At 72.3% G+C, this 17,814-nt stretch carries 15 protein-coding genes and 2 pseudogenes; 9 read left to right on the top strand and 8 right to left on the bottom strand.

The features are described 5' to 3' along the window. The 6 genes from ACIBAG_RS12265 (at position 1) to ACIBAG_RS12240 (ending at position 5,587) form a co-directional block, all read left to right on the top strand. Positions 1 to 291 (top strand): hypothetical protein, encoded by a 291-nt coding sequence (locus ACIBAG_RS12265; RefSeq protein WP_399103935.1) that lies wholly within the window; start codon positions 1 to 3, stop codon positions 289 to 291. Positions 292 to 366: 75 nt separating this feature from the next. Further along, positions 367 to 948 (top strand): hypothetical protein, encoded by a 582-nt coding sequence (locus tag ACIBAG_RS12260; RefSeq protein WP_399103933.1) that lies wholly within the window; start codon positions 367 to 369, stop codon positions 946 to 948. 290 nt (positions 949 to 1,238) lie between these two features. After that, positions 1,239 to 1,727, top strand: coding sequence for a sensor histidine kinase (locus tag ACIBAG_RS12255; protein ID WP_399103931.1), 489 nt, complete (start codon positions 1,239 to 1,241; stop codon positions 1,725 to 1,727). Then, positions 1,724 to 1,942, top strand: coding sequence for a hypothetical protein (locus tag ACIBAG_RS12250; RefSeq protein ID WP_399103929.1), 219 nt, complete (start codon positions 1,724 to 1,726; stop codon positions 1,940 to 1,942). Before ACIBAG_RS12255 ends, ACIBAG_RS12250 begins: the two co-directional genes overlap by 4 nt. Then, a complete protein-coding gene (locus ACIBAG_RS12245) occupies positions 1,870 to 2,178 on the top strand; it encodes a response regulator transcription factor (protein WP_399104505.1) in 309 nt (102 codons plus the stop codon). The genes ACIBAG_RS12250 and ACIBAG_RS12245 overlap by 73 nt, the downstream gene beginning before the upstream one ends. A 256-nt stretch (positions 2,179 to 2,434) precedes the next feature. Beyond that, positions 2,435 to 5,587: an FG-GAP-like repeat-containing protein gene (locus ACIBAG_RS12240; protein WP_399103927.1), complete on the top strand. Its 3,153-nt coding sequence runs from the start codon at positions 2,435 to 2,437 to the stop codon at positions 5,585 to 5,587. A gap of 70 nt (positions 5,588 to 5,657) precedes the next feature. On the opposite strand, the gene ACIBAG_RS12235 is transcribed toward ACIBAG_RS12240, so the two are convergent. The 3 genes and pseudogenes from ACIBAG_RS12235 to ACIBAG_RS12225 all read right to left on the bottom strand — a co-directional run bounded on the left by ACIBAG_RS12235 (position 5,658) and on the right by ACIBAG_RS12225 (position 8,240). Continuing rightward, positions 5,658 to 6,326 (bottom strand): hypothetical protein, encoded by a 669-nt coding sequence (locus ACIBAG_RS12235; protein ID WP_399103925.1) that lies wholly within the window; start codon positions 6,324 to 6,326, stop codon positions 5,658 to 5,660. Next, a pseudogene (locus tag ACIBAG_RS12230) lies at positions 6,323 to 7,330 on the bottom strand (ATP-binding protein); the annotation flags it as partial. The gene ACIBAG_RS12235 and the pseudogene ACIBAG_RS12230, both read right to left, overlap by 4 nt. Before the next feature lie 157 nt (positions 7,331 to 7,487). Beyond that, positions 7,488 to 8,240, bottom strand: coding sequence for a hypothetical protein (locus tag ACIBAG_RS12225; RefSeq protein WP_399103923.1), 753 nt, complete (start codon positions 8,238 to 8,240; stop codon positions 7,488 to 7,490). Positions 8,241 to 8,421: 181 nt separating this feature from the next. Between ACIBAG_RS12225 and ACIBAG_RS12220 the strand changes: the two genes are divergently transcribed. Then, a complete protein-coding gene (locus tag ACIBAG_RS12220; RefSeq protein WP_399103921.1) occupies positions 8,422 to 9,171 on the top strand; it encodes a hypothetical protein in 750 nt (249 codons plus the stop codon). 3 nt (positions 9,172 to 9,174) lie between these two features. On the opposite strand, the gene ACIBAG_RS12215 is transcribed toward ACIBAG_RS12220, so the two are convergent. Next, on the bottom strand, positions 9,175 to 9,939 hold the full coding sequence (locus ACIBAG_RS12215; RefSeq protein WP_399103919.1) for a DUF4232 domain-containing protein: 765 nt from the start codon (positions 9,937 to 9,939) through the stop codon (positions 9,175 to 9,177). A gap of 227 nt (positions 9,940 to 10,166) precedes the next feature. Between ACIBAG_RS12215 and ACIBAG_RS12210 the strand changes: the two genes are divergently transcribed. Continuing rightward, positions 10,167 to 11,456 (top strand): helix-turn-helix domain-containing protein, encoded by a 1,290-nt coding sequence (locus tag ACIBAG_RS12210; RefSeq protein WP_399103917.1) that lies wholly within the window; start codon positions 10,167 to 10,169, stop codon positions 11,454 to 11,456. Positions 11,457 to 11,499: 43 nt separating this feature from the next. Here the strand turns inward: ACIBAG_RS12210 and ACIBAG_RS12205 are convergent, their stop codons facing one another. From ACIBAG_RS12205 to ACIBAG_RS12190, 4 genes are all read right to left on the bottom strand, one after another. Continuing rightward, positions 11,500 to 14,001 (bottom strand): Hsp70 family protein, encoded by a 2,502-nt coding sequence (locus ACIBAG_RS12205; RefSeq protein ID WP_399103915.1) that lies wholly within the window; start codon positions 13,999 to 14,001, stop codon positions 11,500 to 11,502. Further along, entirely contained in the window at positions 13,998 to 14,426 is a 429-nt protein-coding gene (locus ACIBAG_RS12200) for a hypothetical protein (RefSeq protein WP_399103913.1), read from the bottom strand. Before ACIBAG_RS12200 ends, ACIBAG_RS12205 begins: the two co-directional genes overlap by 4 nt. 4 nt (positions 14,427 to 14,430) lie before the next feature. Beyond that, positions 14,431 to 16,371 (bottom strand): hypothetical protein, encoded by a 1,941-nt coding sequence (locus ACIBAG_RS12195; RefSeq protein ID WP_399103911.1) that lies wholly within the window; start codon positions 16,369 to 16,371, stop codon positions 14,431 to 14,433. Positions 16,372 to 16,479: 108 nt separating this feature from the next. Next, positions 16,480 to 17,319 (bottom strand): endonuclease/exonuclease/phosphatase family protein, encoded by an 840-nt coding sequence (locus ACIBAG_RS12190; protein ID WP_399103909.1) that lies wholly within the window; start codon positions 17,317 to 17,319, stop codon positions 16,480 to 16,482. Positions 17,320 to 17,409: 90 nt separating this feature from the next. On the opposite strand from ACIBAG_RS12190, the pseudogene ACIBAG_RS12185 reads away from it, so the two are divergent. Then, a pseudogene (locus ACIBAG_RS12185) lies at positions 17,410 to 17,812 on the top strand (IclR family transcriptional regulator); the annotation flags it as partial. Between the last annotated feature and the right edge of the window lie 2 nt (positions 17,813 to 17,814).

Below are 17,814 nucleotides of genomic sequence, written 5' to 3'. Positions count from 1 at the left end.
ATGGGTCTGGGAATGCGGAGACTGAACCGCGCGCAGGATGTCGTCGAGGAGTTCGGTGACGATGTGGAGGATTCGTTCCTCGCGTTGTGCGCGCGAGCACCGGAGAGCAGCCTGCGGCGGGGCATCTCGCCGTACGACCTGACGATGTTCAACACACCCCAGTTGGAGCGCCTTGTAGTCGAGCTCGAAGAGCTGCGGGAGGAGGAGAAGACACCTGTGGTGCAGCGTGTCATCGAGGAGGCCCACGAGGCGATCCGGCGCTCGGGCTACCTGCTCTTCATAGGGGACTAGTCGTGGGCCATCAAACGGGCGAGAAGGCTTGGGGCATGAGAACGCGCACAGCTTCGCACCGCAGAGCTGTCAGCCATGGCTGACGGATTCATCCGGTGGTACCGGGAGTCGGGGGCCACGTCGGTCTTCGCCGAACAGGTGGGACTCTTCGAGGCACACGGCATCGGGCTCGTGCACCCGGTGAAGGATGCAGCTGAGGTCATCAACATCGAGGGGGACGATGTCCTCATCCACCCGGAGGAACTCGGCCGGCTTCTGGGTCTGCGCTTCGCGTCCATCGCGATGAACTGGTGGTTCTCCGCGGACACCAACGTGATCGACGAGTACGACTACCAACCGTTCGGTTGCGAGATCCAGACGCTCTGGCTGGACGGCCTCACCTCGGAGCAGGCCGACGTGGTCGAGGCGGCTGTTGTCGCGGCGGCGACGGGACTTCCGGTGCCGACCCGCGCCGTGATCGTCGATCGGCGCGGTGCGGCCGACCCTGAGGACTGGGACTCGGTCGTGCTCTACGACGGGGAGAAGCCACCGGTCATGCCGGACCGGGTACTTGTGCGCGACCCGCTCGCGGAGAGGCTCCTGAGGTCGTCTCCGGAGCTGAGGAGTGAGGAGACCGGGGCGGGCCTGACCCTGCTCTCTCCCGCCCGTTCGCTCTGACACCCGTGGGTTCCACCGAGCGACCGCCCGCAGAAGTCCCGCCGGACACAGGTCCGGCGGGACTTCCGTTCACTCCAGGGACGGCCCGGTGCCGCCGGGGGCAGGTCCGCGGGTGCCGGACATCGATGCCCCGCCCTGCCCCCCCCAACTCTCCGCAGCGTGGCCGCGTCCAGCCGGGTGGCCGACGAGAGGCTCTGCTCGCCGCGGATGTTCGCCCTCACCCCGCTGGGGCTTATGAGAAACCTGAGAACAGGACATTCATGACTTCTCCTTGACTTCCGCTGAGGTTCGTGTCGGCTCTCCAGCATGGCGAGCACCGGCCTCCACCGGTCGGTCGAATTCCGGCGGCCGCGCTGGCCGAACGCCGCTGGCTGCTCGACTTCGCCGAGAACCCGCGCCGCGACACCCTCCACGCCGACCGCCAGCTCGTCACCCAGGCCGTGATCCAGCTCGCCCAGAACGCCGCTCAGCACACCGAGGAGCACGGCCGTATCGGGATCGGCGGCCGGCCCGGGCCCGACTGGGTCGAACTCTGGGTCAGGGGCACCGGCCCCGGCATCCGGCCCGCCGACCGGCAACGCGTCTTCGGGGTGTTCACGAGAGCGGAAGAGAGCCGGGGCAGAACCGGAGCCGGGCTCGGACTCGCCATCGTCAAGGCGATAGCCGAGGCGCACCACGGCGAGATCCAGCTGGACAGCGCACCGGGCCGAGGCTCGACCTTCACCCTGCTCATCCCCTACGTCACCCACGCCCTGAACAGCGGTCCCCACAGACCATGAGCCAGACCAGACGGCCCCGCCATCACCTCCTCATCGCCGAGGGCGAGGCCCACATGGCCTCCTACCTCGCGGAACGCTTCACCGCCCAGGGCTTTCGCACCACCGTCGGCACCGACGGCGCGGCCTCCAGCGCCCTGCCGTCATCATCCTCACCGCCCGGGACACCGTCGCCGACACGGTGCACGGCCTGGAGGGCGGCGCCGACGACTACATGACCAAACCCTTCAGCTTCGAGGAACTCCTCGCCCGGGTCCGCCTGCGCCTACGGCTGCGCGAGAGCGACAGCTCCGTCCTGCGCCGCGCCGGAATCGCCCTGGAGACCCACACCCGCCAGGCGTATGCCGGCGGCCGGATCATCCAGCTCAGCGCCCGAGAGGCGGCCCTGCTCGAGCACCTCATGCGCAACGCCGGCGAGGTCCTCAGCCGGGAGGGCCTGCTCTGCGGCGTCTGAGGATACGAGGCGTCGGAAGGCTCCAGCATCATCGACGTGCTGTCGGCTGCGGGCAGGCGCCCGCGATGCTCCGCTTCCGTTTTGCCCGCCCATGAGCCATTCGCGAACGCATTCGAATCCTGTGCACGCCCTGTGTTACCTTCCGGCGCCTTCTGGGGGACCGCTCCGCACCGCGCCCCGTCGACGTGCCGCTCGCGCGCGTCCGGGTGCGTCCGCGTCGAGCTGTCTCCTCATCGCCAGCCAGTTGGAGGAATGCGTGGCAGGACGACACTCGCCTGACCGCAGACGCACGCTCATACGTACGGGCATCGCCACGGCCGCCGCACTCGCGGTCGCCGGCGGTGCCGTCCCGTTTCTCCTGCAGGGAGCGCAGGCCGAGCCCGCGTCCCTGACGATTCCGGCCCCCGACCGGTACGCACCACTGCAGAACATCCTGCACACCGCGGGCAGCTCCGGCTTCCTCACCAGGGAGGAGCAGGAGGGCGACCCGTGGCGTACCGGCTTCGGCCCCATGGGCCCCTACCGGTGGATCCCGCAGAGCGGCGACGCACAGGCCGTCGGCCCGAACCCCCCGGACTCCGGTGTGCGGGTGGACGGAGCGGCCTCCGACGTCGTCGCGCTGTACACCAAGGCGAGCCGCACGGTCGAACTGAAGGACCTGAAGGCGGGTACGTCGACGACGTTCACGCTGCCCGAAGGCCACTACTACCTCGGCGCCACGGGCGGCGCCGTCCTCACCGCCACCCTGAACGACGCGGGCAGCAGCCTCGAGGCGCTGCACGTGCTGCGCAAGCCCGCCGGCGGCGAGCTCACCGTCACGGCGGTGACCGGTCCCGTGCCCGCGGCCGGGTACGCGATCGGCGCCGACGGGCACACCATCGCCCTGCGGACTCCCGTCGACTCCTACGCCGGAAACCAGCAGATCACGCTGGTCGACCTGGACGCCGCCCGCGCCGACGTGGCCTTCGCGGGCGCGGTCGGCGGCAACGGCATGATCGCCGTGCTGTCCGACACGTACGTCGGCTGGTACGACAGCGAGTACGGCGACGACAAGGTGCACCTGCGCCGCCGGGACGCCCTCGACGGTCCCCAGATCACGGTCGATGTGGCGGGCAGCCGCGAGTTCCCGGCCAATGTGGCGCTGCTCGGCGACCACGTCCTCGCCACCACCGGCTATTCACCGCAGGAGCCCGGCGACGAGTACCAGCTGCGCCGGGGCGGGGAGCTGAAGGCACTGCCCATCGGCGGCGGTGAGGCCAAGACCCTGCTGCCGCACGCGGCCCTGTCCATGGCGGCGTCTCCCGACGGCGGCGTCCTGGTGACGGGCGGCGCGGACGCGGGCCACTGGGCGGTGCGCAAGGCCACGGTCGGCGCCGACGGCACGATCTCCCTCAGCACACTGCGCGAGCTTCCGCCCCGCGTCGGCGAGCTGCGCGAACTCGCCCTTGCCGGCGGCGTGTTGGCGACGACCGAGTGGGACACCAACTTCTACCCCTCGGTCTTCAAGCGCACCCTCGACCTCGGCGACAGCCCGTCCGCGGGCGACCGCTCGGTGCTCGCACAGCCCGAGGCGACGGCGACCGGCGACCGCAGTTACGCGGGCGCGGTCCCCGTCGGCACCGGCGACGGCCGGTTCGCGTACAAGCTCAACTCGGCGAAGCCACACCTGGAGGTGCGCTCGTCGGAGCAGGACTCGCTGTCCCTGCCGCTGCCCGCGACCGACGCGAACGGCTTTCCCTCGACGTACGGCAGTGACGTGCTCTCCGCGTCCGGCCGCTATGTCGTCTTCGGCCAGGGCACCGGCCCCGACCACCACCAGTACGTGGCGGACATGGCGGCGACCGGCGGGCCGAAGATCATCTCCGAGCGGGTGGGCGGCGGCAGCGCGGTGTGGGGCACCGCGCTGTGGACCGCGGGCGACACCGCCGGCACCATCAAGGCCGTCGACCTCAAGTCCAAGGCGACCGCCGACACCGTCGACATCGGCTGCACACCGAACCGTCTGCAGGCCGTGGGCCGCTGGGTCGCCTGGGACTGCTCGACCGGCTCCGGGCTCTACGACCGTACGACCGAGCAGAAGGCCGCGCTGCCCGCCGCCGGCGAGCTCGGCGACGGATATCTGCTGAGCCTCGACAAGGACGCCGGCACGGTCCGGCTGACCGACTTCCACACCGGCACCGTCGGTGACACCCGTGACCTGGGCGCCCTGCCCGGCGCCACCGGGAAGATCGCGGCCGACCGGTTCGGCGGCGGGGTCGCCTGGCTGGACACGGCCACGGGCGTGGTGCGTGCCGAGGCCACCGGCGTGCCCACCTCCCCGCTCGCCAAGATCGAGTCGCATCCCGACACGTCGGTGAACCTGAAGTCCACGACGGACGCCCGCTGGGACGGCTCCTGGCAGCTGTCCAAGCCCGCCGCGTCCGGCGCGCAGATCGTGATCAAGGACAGGGCGGGTCGTACCGTGCGGACGCTCGCGGCCACCGCGCGCGGCGCCGCGCTGACCGCCACCTGGGACGGCAAGGTCTCCGCCACGGCGTACGCGACGGACGGGACGTACACCTGGACGCTGACCGCGGCGCCGGAGGACGGCCAGGGCGCGGCGCTGCAGCTCACCGGCAGCATCACCCTGACCGGCGGCACCCGCGGCCACCACGACCTCAACGGCGGCGCGGGCGACCTGATGACGCTCAGTTCCGCCGGCTACCTCACCACCCACTACGGCGACGGCAAGGGCGCCTTCGGCACCAAGGCGTCCGGCACCGGCTGGCCCGCGGGCACGTACGCCGTGCCCTTCGGGGACCTGACCAAGGACCGCTGCAACGACCTTCTGGTCCGCATGCCCGACGGCACCCTGCGCCGCTACACCGGCAAGTGCGCGGGCGGCGCCTACAGCCCCACCGGCGGCTACACGGCACTGGGCAGCGGCTGGCAGCAGTACAACGTGCTGACCGCGCCCGGCGATCTGACCGGCGACGGCCGTACGGACCTGATCGCGCGGCAGGCCTCCACGGGTGACATCTACCTGTACGCCGACAACGGCGCGGGCGGCTTCAAGGGGCGGGTCAAGATCCGTTCGGCCTGGACCGGGTACACCCACATCACCGGGGCCGGCGACCTGGGCGGCGACGGCTTCGGCGATCTGCTCGCCCGCCGCACCGACGGCACCCTCTTCCGCTACGACGGCACGGGCGCGGGCCAGTTCAAGGACCGGGTCACCGTCTTCACGTCCTGGGGCAAGGGGTACAACGCGATCCTGGGCGTCGGCGACATCACCGGTGACGGCAGGGCCGACCTGCTCGTCCGCGACACCTCCGGCAACCTCTACCGCAACAACGGCAAGGGGAACGGAACGTTCACCGCGCGCACGCTGATCGGCACGGGCTGGCAGGGCTACAAGGGCCTGTTCTAGACAGCCGCGGAAAGTCCCGGATCCGGCCCCGACTCTCTCGAGTCGGGGCCGGTCCTGCTGAGGCGGTTGCTCAACCGCCGCCGCTCCCCGTCGCGGCGGCGGGTGCGTTCCCGGTGCCGCCCGGCGCGAGTCCGCAGGTTCCGGACCTCGATACCCCGTCGTGTCCCGTCAGCTCGACGACGATCTGGCCGTCGGCGTCCTGGCTGTAGGCGATCGTGCAGGTCAGCTGGCGCAGAGCGGTGCTGTCGAGGCCCGCCAGGGCCACGGGCAGGCGGGTCGCGACCCTGCCGCCCGGCAAGGGCTCGACCTCGACGGTCCCGCCGGGGCGGGCGGCGGGAAGGGCGGTGGTCAGGCCGGCGGCCCGGTCTTCCTCCCGCGGACCGTCGAGCAGCGCCATCACGACCTTCTCCGTCGGCACCGGTCCGGCCGGGTCGCCGGAACTCTGCTCCCCGGAACCCGACTCGGCGTAGCCGTCGCCGAACACGGTCGAGGGCCCGGTCGTCCGGATGACGGTGCTCAGCCCTCCGTCGGGGGAACGGAAGAAGAGCAGCATGTCGTAGTCGCGGTCGAGGAAGGCCTGGAAGCTGGCGGGACCGCCCGCCTCGATGACGTCGGTCTCCTGGATGCCGCAGCCGCCGAGCAGCGGTACGGCCGCCGCGACGGCGACGGCCGCGACGGCGACGGCCGCCGCACGTCGGCACGTGCGCGCACGTCCCGTCCGCCGGCCTGCTTCGCTCATCCGCCGGTCTCCTCCGCATGGAGCGGTATCTCGACGGTGAAGACGGCGCCGCCTCCGGGCTGGTTCCCGGCGTGGATCGTCCCGCCGTGCAGCTTCACGTTCTCCAGGGTGATCGCAAGGCCCAGGCCGCTGCCCGCCGAGCGGGTGCGGGCCGCGTCGGCCTTGTAGAAGCGGTCGAAGATGTGCGGGAGCACTTCGGGGCGGATGCCAGGGCCGCTGTCCATGACCTCGGTGATCAGCACGGGCGGGCCCGAGGAACGGGCCTCGGTGCGCAGGCGTACCGTGACCGGCGCGCCGCCGTGCCGCAGGGCGTTGCCGACGAGGTTGGCGATCACGATGTCGAAGCGGCGCGGGTCGAGCCGGGCGCGGACGCCGTCGGGGAGTTCGGTGCGGAGCCGGTCGTCGCTCCAATGCCGGTGGTGGAGGGTCTTGCGGATGGCTTCGGCCACGTCGACCTCGTCGGCGTTCAGCTCGGCCGCGCGGGCGTCGAAGCGGGAGATCTCCATCAGGTCCTCGACGAGCACGGCGAGCTTTCCGGTCTCCGCGCTGACCAGCCGCACCGCCCGGGCGGTGTCGGCGTCCAGGCGGTCCGCGTCCTCGTCGAGGACCTCGGTGACGGCGAGCATTCCGGCGAGCGGGGTGCGCAGTTCGTGCGAGACGTCGGAGGCGAAGCGGCGGGCGCGGGCTTCGGCCTCGCGCAGTTCCCGTACGGAGCGCTCGAGTTCGCCCGCCGACTCGTTGAAGGTGCGTGCCAGGTCCGCCAGTTCGTCGCTGCCACGCACCCGGATCCGGGTGTCGAGTCTGCCGCTGCCCATGCTCTGGGCGGCCTGCCGCAGTTCCCGCACCGGGCGCAGCACGCTGCGGGCGGCGAGCAGGCCGGGGATCAGCGCGACGGCGAGGCCGGGCAGGGCGCCGTCCCGGGCGGCCATGAGGAGGGCGTCGACGTTGACCTGTTCGTCGGTCATCCGCATGACGGCGTACAGGACAAGCCCGCTGGGCAGCACGCCGGCGCGTGGAACCTGTCGTGGAGCGAGTGGCAGGGCAAGAGCGCGCTGCGCTGAGGAACGGTCCGGGCGCCTCCATGCCGTATCGCGAAGCCCGTGACGGCTCCGCGACAGGCAGATCCGGCTCCTGAGGCCGGCCCGGCGGCAGCGAGGGTCGTCAGGATCCCCGCGGCACGTCCTCATGGGAGGGAGACGTCCCCTCGTGCCGCCCCGTGAACGGCACGAGGACCGGCGTCTCCCGGCGCCGCCCGCGGCCGGCGGGCGTTCCGGGCCCTGTCACGGCGGGGGTGTTCAGCGAGGGTGAGGGCCTGCGGACGTGCCGCTCGCTCAGGCTGTCGTCGATGCGCACGACGAAGCCGGTGGTCTTCCCCGCCGGCTCGGCCGGGTCCGTCATCTCGGCCACCGCGGAGATCCTCTCGTAGAGCGCCCTGCCGCGCGCACCGCGGGCGGGATCGTCGGACCTGGCGACGTTGCGGAGCACATCGAGGATCCGGACCAGGTTGTGGCCCGAGAGCACCACGTCCTGCATCCCGTCGGCGCCCTTGGTGATGCGTCCCCGAGGCAGATTCGGATCGACACTGAACAGGCCCAGGCGCCTGCCGTCGGGGCCGACCCGGTTCCCGGCGTCGTACGTGCTCTGGGACCAGGCGGGTTCCCACGCCCCGAAAGCGGCTCGCGCCATGAACGTCCAGGTGTCCTCGTGGCACTGCAGCGTGACGTAGGAGATGCCCGCCAGCCGCCGCATCACCTCGCCGTGCCGAACGGCCGAGACCTCGTTGGCCGCACGCGCCGCGCGGGCGACTGCCCGGTCCTCCTCACGCCAGCGCTCTTCCTGCTCCCAACGGCGGTGCGCCAGTTCCCTCTTGAGCCGCTGCTTCTCGGCATACTGCGCGATGAACGTCCTCAGCACGACGGGGCCACTCCCCGCCCGGCCTCACCGACGAGGTCTTCAAGAATCAAAGCCGAACTCATACTGTCTGAAACGCGCCGAACACCTTCAAGACACGCCCGGCGTCCCTTCGCGGGCCGACCATCCCGCCCGAGCCGCCGGCCGGGCGTACCGGAGGTGCGGCGCCGAGGAGCGCCACGTCATGACCGCCCAGCAGCCGCTCACCTACGACGCGTTCGTCGAGCTCGCCGCCGCCGACCCGGCCGTCGTCGGCCTCGTCCTCAAGGGTTCCCGAGCCCACGACGGCATGGTCACCCGGCACTCCGACCACGACCTGTATGTGATCGTCGCCGATGACGCCAGGACCGATCTGACGCGGTTCGCGGGCCACCGCACCGACCGGCTCGACCTCGTCGTCGTCTCTCTCACCGAGTTCCGTGCGGCCGGGATGCCCGGTTTCGAGCGCTATGCCCTCGCCCGCGCGCAGGTCGTGCTCGACCGGCTCGACGGAGGCATCGCCCGGATCCTCGCCGACAAGGCCCGGCTGGGCGCCGACGAGGCCTTCCAGGACGCCGCCGGCCTGCTCGACGCCTATGCCAACTCCCTCTACCGCTCCGTCAAGAACCACCGGGACGGCCAGGCACTCGCCGCCCGCCTCGACGCCGCCGACAGCGTCCGGTTCCTGCTCGACCTGCTCTTCGCCCTGGACCGGCGTCCCCGCCCGTACAACAAGTACCTGGAGTGGGAACTCACCCGGCATCCGCTTCCGGGCTGGGACACCGACACATTGCTGCGTGCCGTGGACCGCATCTCGGCAACCGGCGACGTAGTGCTGCAGCAGCAGTTGTTCACGCTGGTCGAGGCCGCGGCCAGAGAGGCGGGACACGGCAAGGTGCTGGACGCATGGGGCGAGGACCTCGACCTCATGCGTCCAGCACTCAGGAAGGCATGACGCTCACCAGGTCAGGGCGTCGGCCATGGTCGACTGCCAGTACGAGACGCGGACCGAGTCGTCGACGTACACGCCCTTCGCGGGCAGCGACGGCCGGGCGGCGTCGCTCGCGTCCATGTCGAAGTAGACCGCGAGGGACTTGGCCGTGTAGCCGCCCGAGCCACTGCCGTCGGCGGCCGAGAGAACGACGCTCGCGTAACCCGACTCGCCGGGGGCCAGCGTGACCACCGCCTGCGGCTTGGAGTCCTCGATGGCCGGCGGGACGGACTGGGCCTCGCCGAATCGGACCGCCGGGTGGCCGATGAGGTCGCAGTTCTTCGAGCCGGTGTTGGTGACGGTGAGGAGGAGATGGTTCAGGGGGCGGGAGACCTCCGTGGCGGTCGTACGGGTGGCGGCGGGGGTGCAGGGGGTCAGGGTGGCCTCCGAGTCGTCGGAGCCGGTGGAACCGGAGGAGCCCGTGGAGCCCGTGGAGCCCGTGGAGCCCGACGCGCCGGTGGAGCCCGTGGAGCCCGACGAGCCCTTGGTGCCGCTGGTGCCGGCCGCGCCGGCCGTCGAGCCGTCGGAGGTCAGGCCAGCCGCGCCGGTCCCGCCCGTTCCGGTGGAGGTGCCTCCGTTCGCCTTGGGCGAGGCCGTGGCCGTGGCCGACGATCCGGTCGATGCCCCCTCGTCCTTGACGCCCTCCCCGCTGTTGCAGGCCGTCAGCGTCAGTGTGGCCGCCGTGAGCGCGGCGGCGACGAGCATGCGGGTGCGGTGGGTGCGTGCGGACATGTGATCCCCCTTGTGGTTCACGGGTGTTGGTATGGCCGCTCGACCGGGTGCCGGAAGCGGCGGGCCGGGAGCGGCGTGCTTGGATGGCCCAAGCTTGTGAGGTGATCCGTCCCGCCCGCCACGACTGCCGGGGCATCCGGGACGCTGGAACGCTGATGGCACCTCTGACCTGGGGGAATGACCTCCCCCTGGAACGCGGGTCCGGGACGTGGGGAGAGGGAGGAACGGTGGCGGGGGACGAGTTCTCGGAGTTGCTGGGCCGGTTGAAGGAGCGGTCCGGGCTCAGTTACGGCGTGCTCGGGAAGCGGCTGCACACGAGTGCGTCCACGCTTCACCGGTACGTCAACGGGGACGCCGTACCGACGGACTACGCGCCCGTGGAACGGTTCGCGCGGGTGTGCAAGGCGACGCCCGAGGAACTGGTGGAGCTGCATCGGCGGTGGGTGCTCGCGGATGCCCGGCGGAGGCAGAAGGCGGGGGGCGGGGCGGCGGAAGCCGCTGCCGAGACGTCGGGGAGCGATGCGGCCCGGGCCGAGGCTGGCGCCGAGGCCGGTTCCGAGGGTGAGCGGCAGTCCTTGTCGGGTGCTCCCCGGGCGCGGCGGCGTACCGTCGTGCTCGCCGGGGCCGCCGTGGCCGCCGTCGTCGTGTCGGCGGCGCTCGTGGTGGGTCTCCTGCCCGGCGACGGTGACGACGACGGCGACCGGGGCGGGAAGCTGTCCGTGGGGGCCGGCGCGTCCCGGTCCGTCGAGGAGAGTCGCGGCGCCTCCAAGTCGGCCGGTGCGAAGGGCGAGTCGGCGTCGCCGTCCTCCACCGCCTCGGGCAGCGGGAGTCCCACGGCCTCCGTCTCCGCCTCCCGGAGCGGCGGGGCCGGCGCGGCGGAGGGCGGCGGTGCCGCGGACGGGGCCACCGCGCCCGAGGTCGACGTCAATCCGTACAAGTGGGAAGACCCGTGCAGCCAGCACTACCTGGTGAACCAGCAACCCGAGCACGTGCCACCGCCGCCGAACGAGCCGAAGGCGCGCGGGTGGGTCACCGCGCTCGGCGCGGTCGCCGCCGGGCGGCAGATGCTCGCGCTGACCGTGCAGGGCACCGGGAAGGCCACCGTCGTCCTGAAGGACCTGCATGTGCAGGTGGTGGAGAAGAGCGCACCGCTCGCCTGGAACGACTTCCAGATGGGGGTCGGGTGCGGTGGCAACGTGGAGACGACGGCATTCGGGGTGGACCTCGATGCCGGAGAGCCCGTGCTGTCCCCCAAGGCCGGTCAGCGCGACTTCCCGTACAGCGTGAGCGAGTCCGATCCCGAGGTCTTCTACGTCTTCGCGGACGCGCGGGCGCACAACGTGAGCTGGTATCTGGAGCTGGAGTGGTCCAGCGGTGACCAGCAGGGCACCGTACGCATCGACGACAAGGGCAAACCGTTCCGGACGAGCGGCAACGTGGGCCGGCCGACGTACAACTACCCGCTCGGTTCCTCCGAGTGGGGGCGGGACGAGTACACCCCCGACATCCCCGGCTGAGCGCCCGGCCGGCAGGCGTATGCCGGGCGCCCAGCCGGCCCGTTCAGCTCGCCCGCACCGTGCTCGCCAGGTCCGGTGGCGGCGGGGGCTCGGGCAGCAGGGACTGCAGCTCGATGTTGATGGAGCGCAGTCGTTCCTGTTCGCCCGCGTCCCGGGCGCGTTCGCCGTCGCGGATGAGGCGGTCGGCCCTGGCCGGGTGGCGCATCCGGTCGCGGTAGCGGGCGAGGTTGTCGAAGATCAGCGGCTGCAGCACCCCGGCACGGTCCAGGACGCGCGAGGCGTGCTCGCGCAGCCGGTCGGTGCGGCGGCGCAGCAGGTCGGCGTCGCGGGACTCCACGGCGTCGGCGATGTCGCGCTCGTGGACCGGCATGTCCTCCCGGTCGGAGGGGCTGCCGTGCGCGGCGACCAGGTCGCGGATCTCGGTCAGCAACGACTCGGCGCCGCGGACGAGTTCGGGCCAGGTCAGTTCGTCCTCGACTGCGTCCAGGGCGAGCCGCAGGTCGAGCAGGCACTTGGCGGCGCGGGCGGCCTCGTCCGGGGCGTGCCGGGCCGCCTGCACCGCCCTGTCCAGCTCGCCGAGCAGGTCCTCGTCGTCCACGCGCCTGAGCAGCAGGTCGGCGACCGGGTTGGGCAGGGAGCCGCAGCGGGTGCGCAGTTCGGCGAGCCTGGCCCGCTCCGCGTCCACGGCCGGCAGCAGTTCGGCGTGGTCGACGGCGGGTTCGCCGACCAGGTTCACGGTGGTCTCGAACGCCTCGTCCAGCAGCGGCACGAAGGCGCTGACCTTCACCAGTCGGGAGGCGTCGATCTCGACGGTGAGCCGTACCTCGCTGCCGGCCGGCACGGTCCGGCTCACCCGGTCGGCGCCGACCTCGATGCGGCCGATGGTCCGGTTGCGGTCGGCGCGGGCGCGTTCGCCCTCCAGGACGGGGATGCGGATCAGCCCGCCGCTCGCGCCCCGCTCGACGGTGACGGTGGTGCGCAGCGGTGCGGTGCGCCGTACCGGCAGCCGCGCGCCGCGTTCGACGAGCGGGCGCACCTGGTTGTCGCTGAGGCCGACGCCGAGGGCGTGGGTGAGCATGGGCTCGGTCTCGACGGCGCCGACGGTGTAGGTGAGCCGGTCCGGGTTGAGGCGCCGCCGGGTCCCGGTGGCGTCCGTCAGGACGACGGTGAACGTGTTGCGCCGGCCTGCTTCGGCGCGCAGGGAGGCGGTGAACTCGCCGCGTGCCGACAGGGTGATGCGGCCGCTGTGCCAGGGCGGGTCCGAGGCCTCGTTGAGCAGTTCCACGGACAGTGCGGAGGCGGGCGTACCGTCGGCGGCGGTCACCCGGCCGACGACGACCGGGTCCAGGTCGGGGCTGACCCGCGGGTACTCGCAGCGCAGCGTGAAGGCGCCCGGCTCCGGCGCGGGCGCGGTCCAGTCGTCGGGCAGCGGCTGGGCACCGGCGAAGATCGCGGCGCCGCGCGCGACGACGGTCATCGGGTCGTGCCCGAAGTCCAGCGGGATGCCGAGGCCGTGACGCGGGTCGGCCAGGCGCTCGCGCAGGAAGGGCATGGCGGTCTGCCCGCCGACCATGATCACCTTCTCGATGTCGCCGGGCTGCGCGCCGAGTTCGTCGAGCGCCCTGCGGCACAGGTTGACGGACCGGGTGACGAAGGGCTCGGCGAGCCCTTCCACGTCGGCGCGGCGCAGCTCGTGGAAGAACTCGTACCGGTTGCCGCTGTCGTCGACGAGTTCGACGTCGACATCGGCGGTGTGCGCGCGGGACAGCCGGATCTTCGCGGTCTCGGCGGCGTGCTTCAGCGCGGCGACGGCGGCCCGCCACCGCGGGTTGCCGCGGGCCAGCCCGGCCAGCTGCGGCACCTGCCGGACGGCGGCCGGGACCAGCAGTTCCTCCACGATCCGCCAGTCGACGAGCTTTCCGCCGAGGAAGTTGTCGCCGCAGTGGCCGACGACGGAGAACTCCCCGTCGCGCAGCCGGATCACGGCCGCGTCGAACGTGCCGCCGCCGAAGTCGTAGACCAGCCACATCGCGTTCTCGTCGGTGGCCTGGAAGCCGTACGCGTGGGCGGCCGCCGCGGGCTCCTGGAGCAGCCGGGTGAACTCCAGTCCCGCCAGGCCCGCCGCGCGCCGGGTGGCGTCGCAGGCGTTCAGGTCGAACGCGGCCGGTACGGTGATCACCGCCGCGCGGATCTCCTCCTCCAGCCGGGCCGCGACGTCGGCCCGCAGCGCGGAGAGCACCTCGGCGGACAGCTGCTCGGGTGTCATGGTGCGGCCGGCGGCGGGGAAGTGCTTGTCCTGGCCGGCCGTGCCCATGCGCAGTTTGAACTCGGCGCAGGTGTTGTCCGGGTCGCGCTCGTACCGCTCCCGGGCCGGGCGGCCGACGAAGAGCCGGTCCCGGCGGTCGATCCAGATCGCCGACGGGGTGGTCTCGTCGCCGTCGTTGTTCTTGATCACCTCGGTCTGCACGCCGCGCAGTACGGCGATCGCGCTGTTGGTGGTGCCGAGGTCGATCCCGATGTCGATGGTGCTCCTGATCGTGCTCACTGCGCGGCTCCCCCTGACGCGTCGGACTCCTCCTGCGGCGTGCCCACGATGACCTCGCCGAGCGCGAGGGGCGTGCCCCGCAGGTACACGGCCGGCCGGACGGTCTCCACGACCTCGTCGCGTTCCAGGCCGGGCATGGGCTGGTAGGCCAGGACCCGCATCCGCAGCCCGGGGTCGAAGACGGTGCCCTCGTACGAGCGGGTCCGCACACCGCTCTCCACGAGGGCGTCGACGACGGCCTCCAGGTGGCGGCGCACCCCGGCGGAGATGCCGTCGGCCGACTCGGCCTTGTTGCACAGCCGCCACACGGCCGTGGCGAGCTCGACGACGGCGCCGGCCTCCAGGGCGACGGGGGCGGTGAGAGGTGGGGGTGCGGTGGTGGGAGCGGGGGTGGGGGGCCCGGCGCCCTGCGGGGTGGACGGCATCAGATCACTTCTTCCTTTTCTCCCAGATGTCCATGAGCTCGGCCATGCCGAACAGACCGATGACACAGGCGCCGCCGCTCAGCCATTTCCCGACCGTGGTTTCGGGGCCCACCAGCAAAGCGCCGCCGAACAGGGCCCCCACCAGCACCATCAGCCCGATGACGACCGGGCGGAGCGAGCCGCCCCTTCGCCGGCTCCCGCGATGTGCGGCGTGTGACCGGTACCCGGCCGGATACCGGGGGAGCGGCTCCGGTGAGAGCCCGGCTCCCTCCAGCAGGCGCCGGGCGTCGTATCGGCAGCCGACGCAGCACGGGATCGCGATGCTCCCGGCGTCCGAGAAGTCGGCCCGAGTGACGGTCACCACCTCGGACGGGCCCACGGACCGGCCGCAGCGGAAGCACTGTCCGGGGATGCCGGTGATCGTCGGTGCCGGGTCGTACGGGGATCGGGCGGCGGCCGCCCGGGTGAGCGTGTCGATGTTCTGCCGGATCACCGACCGGGCCTCCTCGGCCACCGCGTGCGGCAGCACCCTGCGGTAGCCGGCGAGGGCCTTGTCGATGTCGCGGGTGGTATTGACGTACTCGGTGTACAGCCGGCAGACCGCCATGGCGACCGCGTCGCGGACCTGGTTCGTCTCGGGGGCGTGCGGGCGCAGCTCCCGCAGCTCGCGCAGGCGTGGCTCGACGGTGTCCAGCAGCCGGGACGCCCGCTCGGCGCCGCCCCGCGGTGACCGCTCGCCGCGCTCCACGGCCTCCTTGCAGTCCAGGAGGATGTCGTTGCTCAGCAGCACGGCGAGGTTCTGCTCGACCAGGTCGCGTACGTGCCCGCTCGCGGCGAGCATCCGCGCCGACCGCAGGTGTGCGGCGGCCCTGCTGACGCGGGGGTCGCGGGCGGTGGACCGGTCCGACGACAGGCCGTTCGCGCAGGCCACCGCGCAGGCGTTGACCGCGGTCGCCACCTCGTCGGCCGCGTCGGCCGGCACGGGGTGGTCCGGTCCCAGTACGGTCCGCAGCACCCGGACGTCGGCGCGCGTCTCCGTCAGCAGGGAGTCGGCGGCCCGGTCCAGCGTCGCCGGATCCGCGCCGGGGCCGGGTATGGCCTCCGTGCGCTGCCGGACGGCGGCGGCGAGCGGCGCGGTGACGCGGCGCAGGGCGGCGTCCACCGTGGCGTCGTTCACGACCTTGGAGTCCGCCAGGCCGTCGTTCACGGTGAAGCCCCACATCAGCGACACGTGCTGCAGGGCGACGTCCTCGCCGCCCTTGCTCCGGGCCGCGTCCACCGCGAGCTGCGCGTGCAGGTCCAGCAGCACCGCGGGCAAAGCCTCCCGCAGGACGGTGCCGTCCACAACGCGCAGCCGGGGGTCGTCGAGTACGCGGATGCGCTCGTCCATCCAGTGCCAGCAGCCGTCGTCTTCCAGCACCAGCCGCCAGTACCGGTAGGCCCGCTCCCACAGCGTCCGGCGCGTGCCGGCTCCGTAGAACGCCTTCGACTCCAGCGCCTCGGCGTGGTGGAGGACGGCGAGGTTGTGTACGGCGATGCTGCGGGCGCCGCCCGGGTCGCCGGCGTCCCCGGTACGGGAACCGGCCAGCCGTTCCCAGGCGTTCCGGGCCTGCTTCAACTCCGCCCCGTCGCTCTCCGGCAGCGGCCAGAACCAGAAGAACTCGTCCACCACCCGCCGTACCGGATCCTCCAGCCGCCGCAGTGCCTCCCGTACGGCGATGTGGTCGGGGGCCGGGTCCGGCGGCAGCCACCGCGACTCCCCCGCCGCCGGGCCCCCGCTCCGCTCGGCCCCCAGCGCCTCGGCCGCGCGGGCCTCGGAGACCCGGCGCCGCACCGCGCGCGGCGTCGCCGTGACCGCGAGCCCGCTGATCCTGAACGCGTTGTGCCGGTACAGCTCGCGGTCCATGGCGTCCGTGAGCCACGTCGGCACGTCCAACCGAGCCATGGGATCCCTCCGACCGCCGTCAGCCCGCCAACGGCGCCCAGCATGGGCCCGACCCCTCGGGACCGGTCCCGAGCCGTCCCGCACGACCGGTCCGGTCAGGACGTCCTCTCAGCTCGGGGCGAGGTCGGTGCGCAGCAGGTGGTGGTCGGAGTACTGGCTCGGATGCACGCGGTGCCCGAGCGGGGCCATGCCGCGCAGGAAGACGTAGTCGAACTTGGTCTGCCAGTCGGTGGTCACCTCGCAGGTGCCGGTGGACGAGGGACGGCACTGGGGGTCCGTGTCCGCGGCCAGTGCCCACATCCCGGTGAGTTCGGGGGCGTCCGGCACGGCGTTGAAGTCACCGAGGACGATCGCACGGTCGTGCCGGGCGACCTCCGCGGCGAGTACGCCGATCTGCTTCGCCCGGACCGCTTCCTGACGTCGGTGGGCGAGGTGGGTGTTGAAGACCCGGACGGTCCGGCCGCCGACGACGGTGGTGACCGCCATGTACCCACGGTCCTCGGATCCTCCGTCGGGGTACTCCACGCTGACGCGGTCCGTCATCGGCGCGGCCGAGAGGATCGCCTGACCGTAGGCCCCAGGACGCCACGGCAGTCCACCGCAGCGGCCCCAACTCCTCAGCACCGTCCCGTACTCGACGTGGTAGACCAGCCCGTGCAGGTTCTCCAGGTAGTCCCGGATCCTCTCGACGTCACGCACGCACGCTTCTTGCAGCGCGATGACCTGCGGCGCGTACGTGGCGATCTCCGCCGCCCGGTCGACGTCGCTCGTCTCGCAGGGGTTGCAGATGTTCCATGTCATGATCCGGTTCGGTACGACGTCCCGGACGGCCTCGACGGGCGCCGACCTGCCGAAGAGGGCACCGCTCGGCGCACTGGGGCCGACGAGCACCATGAAGGCCACGACCACGGCGCTCGCGAACAACCGTGTGCCCCTTCCGAGCACCATCGCCTCCTCTGAGTGAACACCTGCGATCCGACGGCCCCTTGCACGAGGTTAGGAGACGGACTGTGCGACTGCCGTAAGCGATGAACTCACCCGGTGCACGCCACGTCGAGCGGCAAGATCCTGCCGGCCCATCTGCCGGCGAAGCGGCGTGCCGCCCTGCTCGCGCGGGCCGGGATGCGGAAACTGACGCCGCACACCCTCACCAAGCAGGGCGAAGCTGGACAGGCACCTCGCCATTGCGGGAGCGCGGATACGCGCTGACGCCGGAGGAACTCGAGGTCGGGCTGCACGCGATGGCCGCCCCGGTCCGCTCCCGGGACGGTGAGGTCGTCGCCGCGCTCAGCGCCTCGGGACCGGCGTACCGCTTCACCGGGGAGCGCATGCACGCCCTCGCGCCGGTGCTGCTCGCGCGGAGGAGATCAGCCACCGGATGGACCACATGGACCGGGCGGCTTCCGTGGGAGCTCCCCGGTCCGGGCGACTCGACGCGTAGCC

Origin of the sequence: Streptomyces sp. NPDC051243 (assembly GCF_044455405.1) — a bacterium.
Classification (GTDB): domain Bacteria; phylum Actinomycetota; class Actinomycetes; order Streptomycetales; family Streptomycetaceae; genus Streptomyces.
The sequence above is the reverse complement of the archived record's forward strand: the minus strand, read 5'-3'. Positions and strand labels throughout refer to the sequence as shown.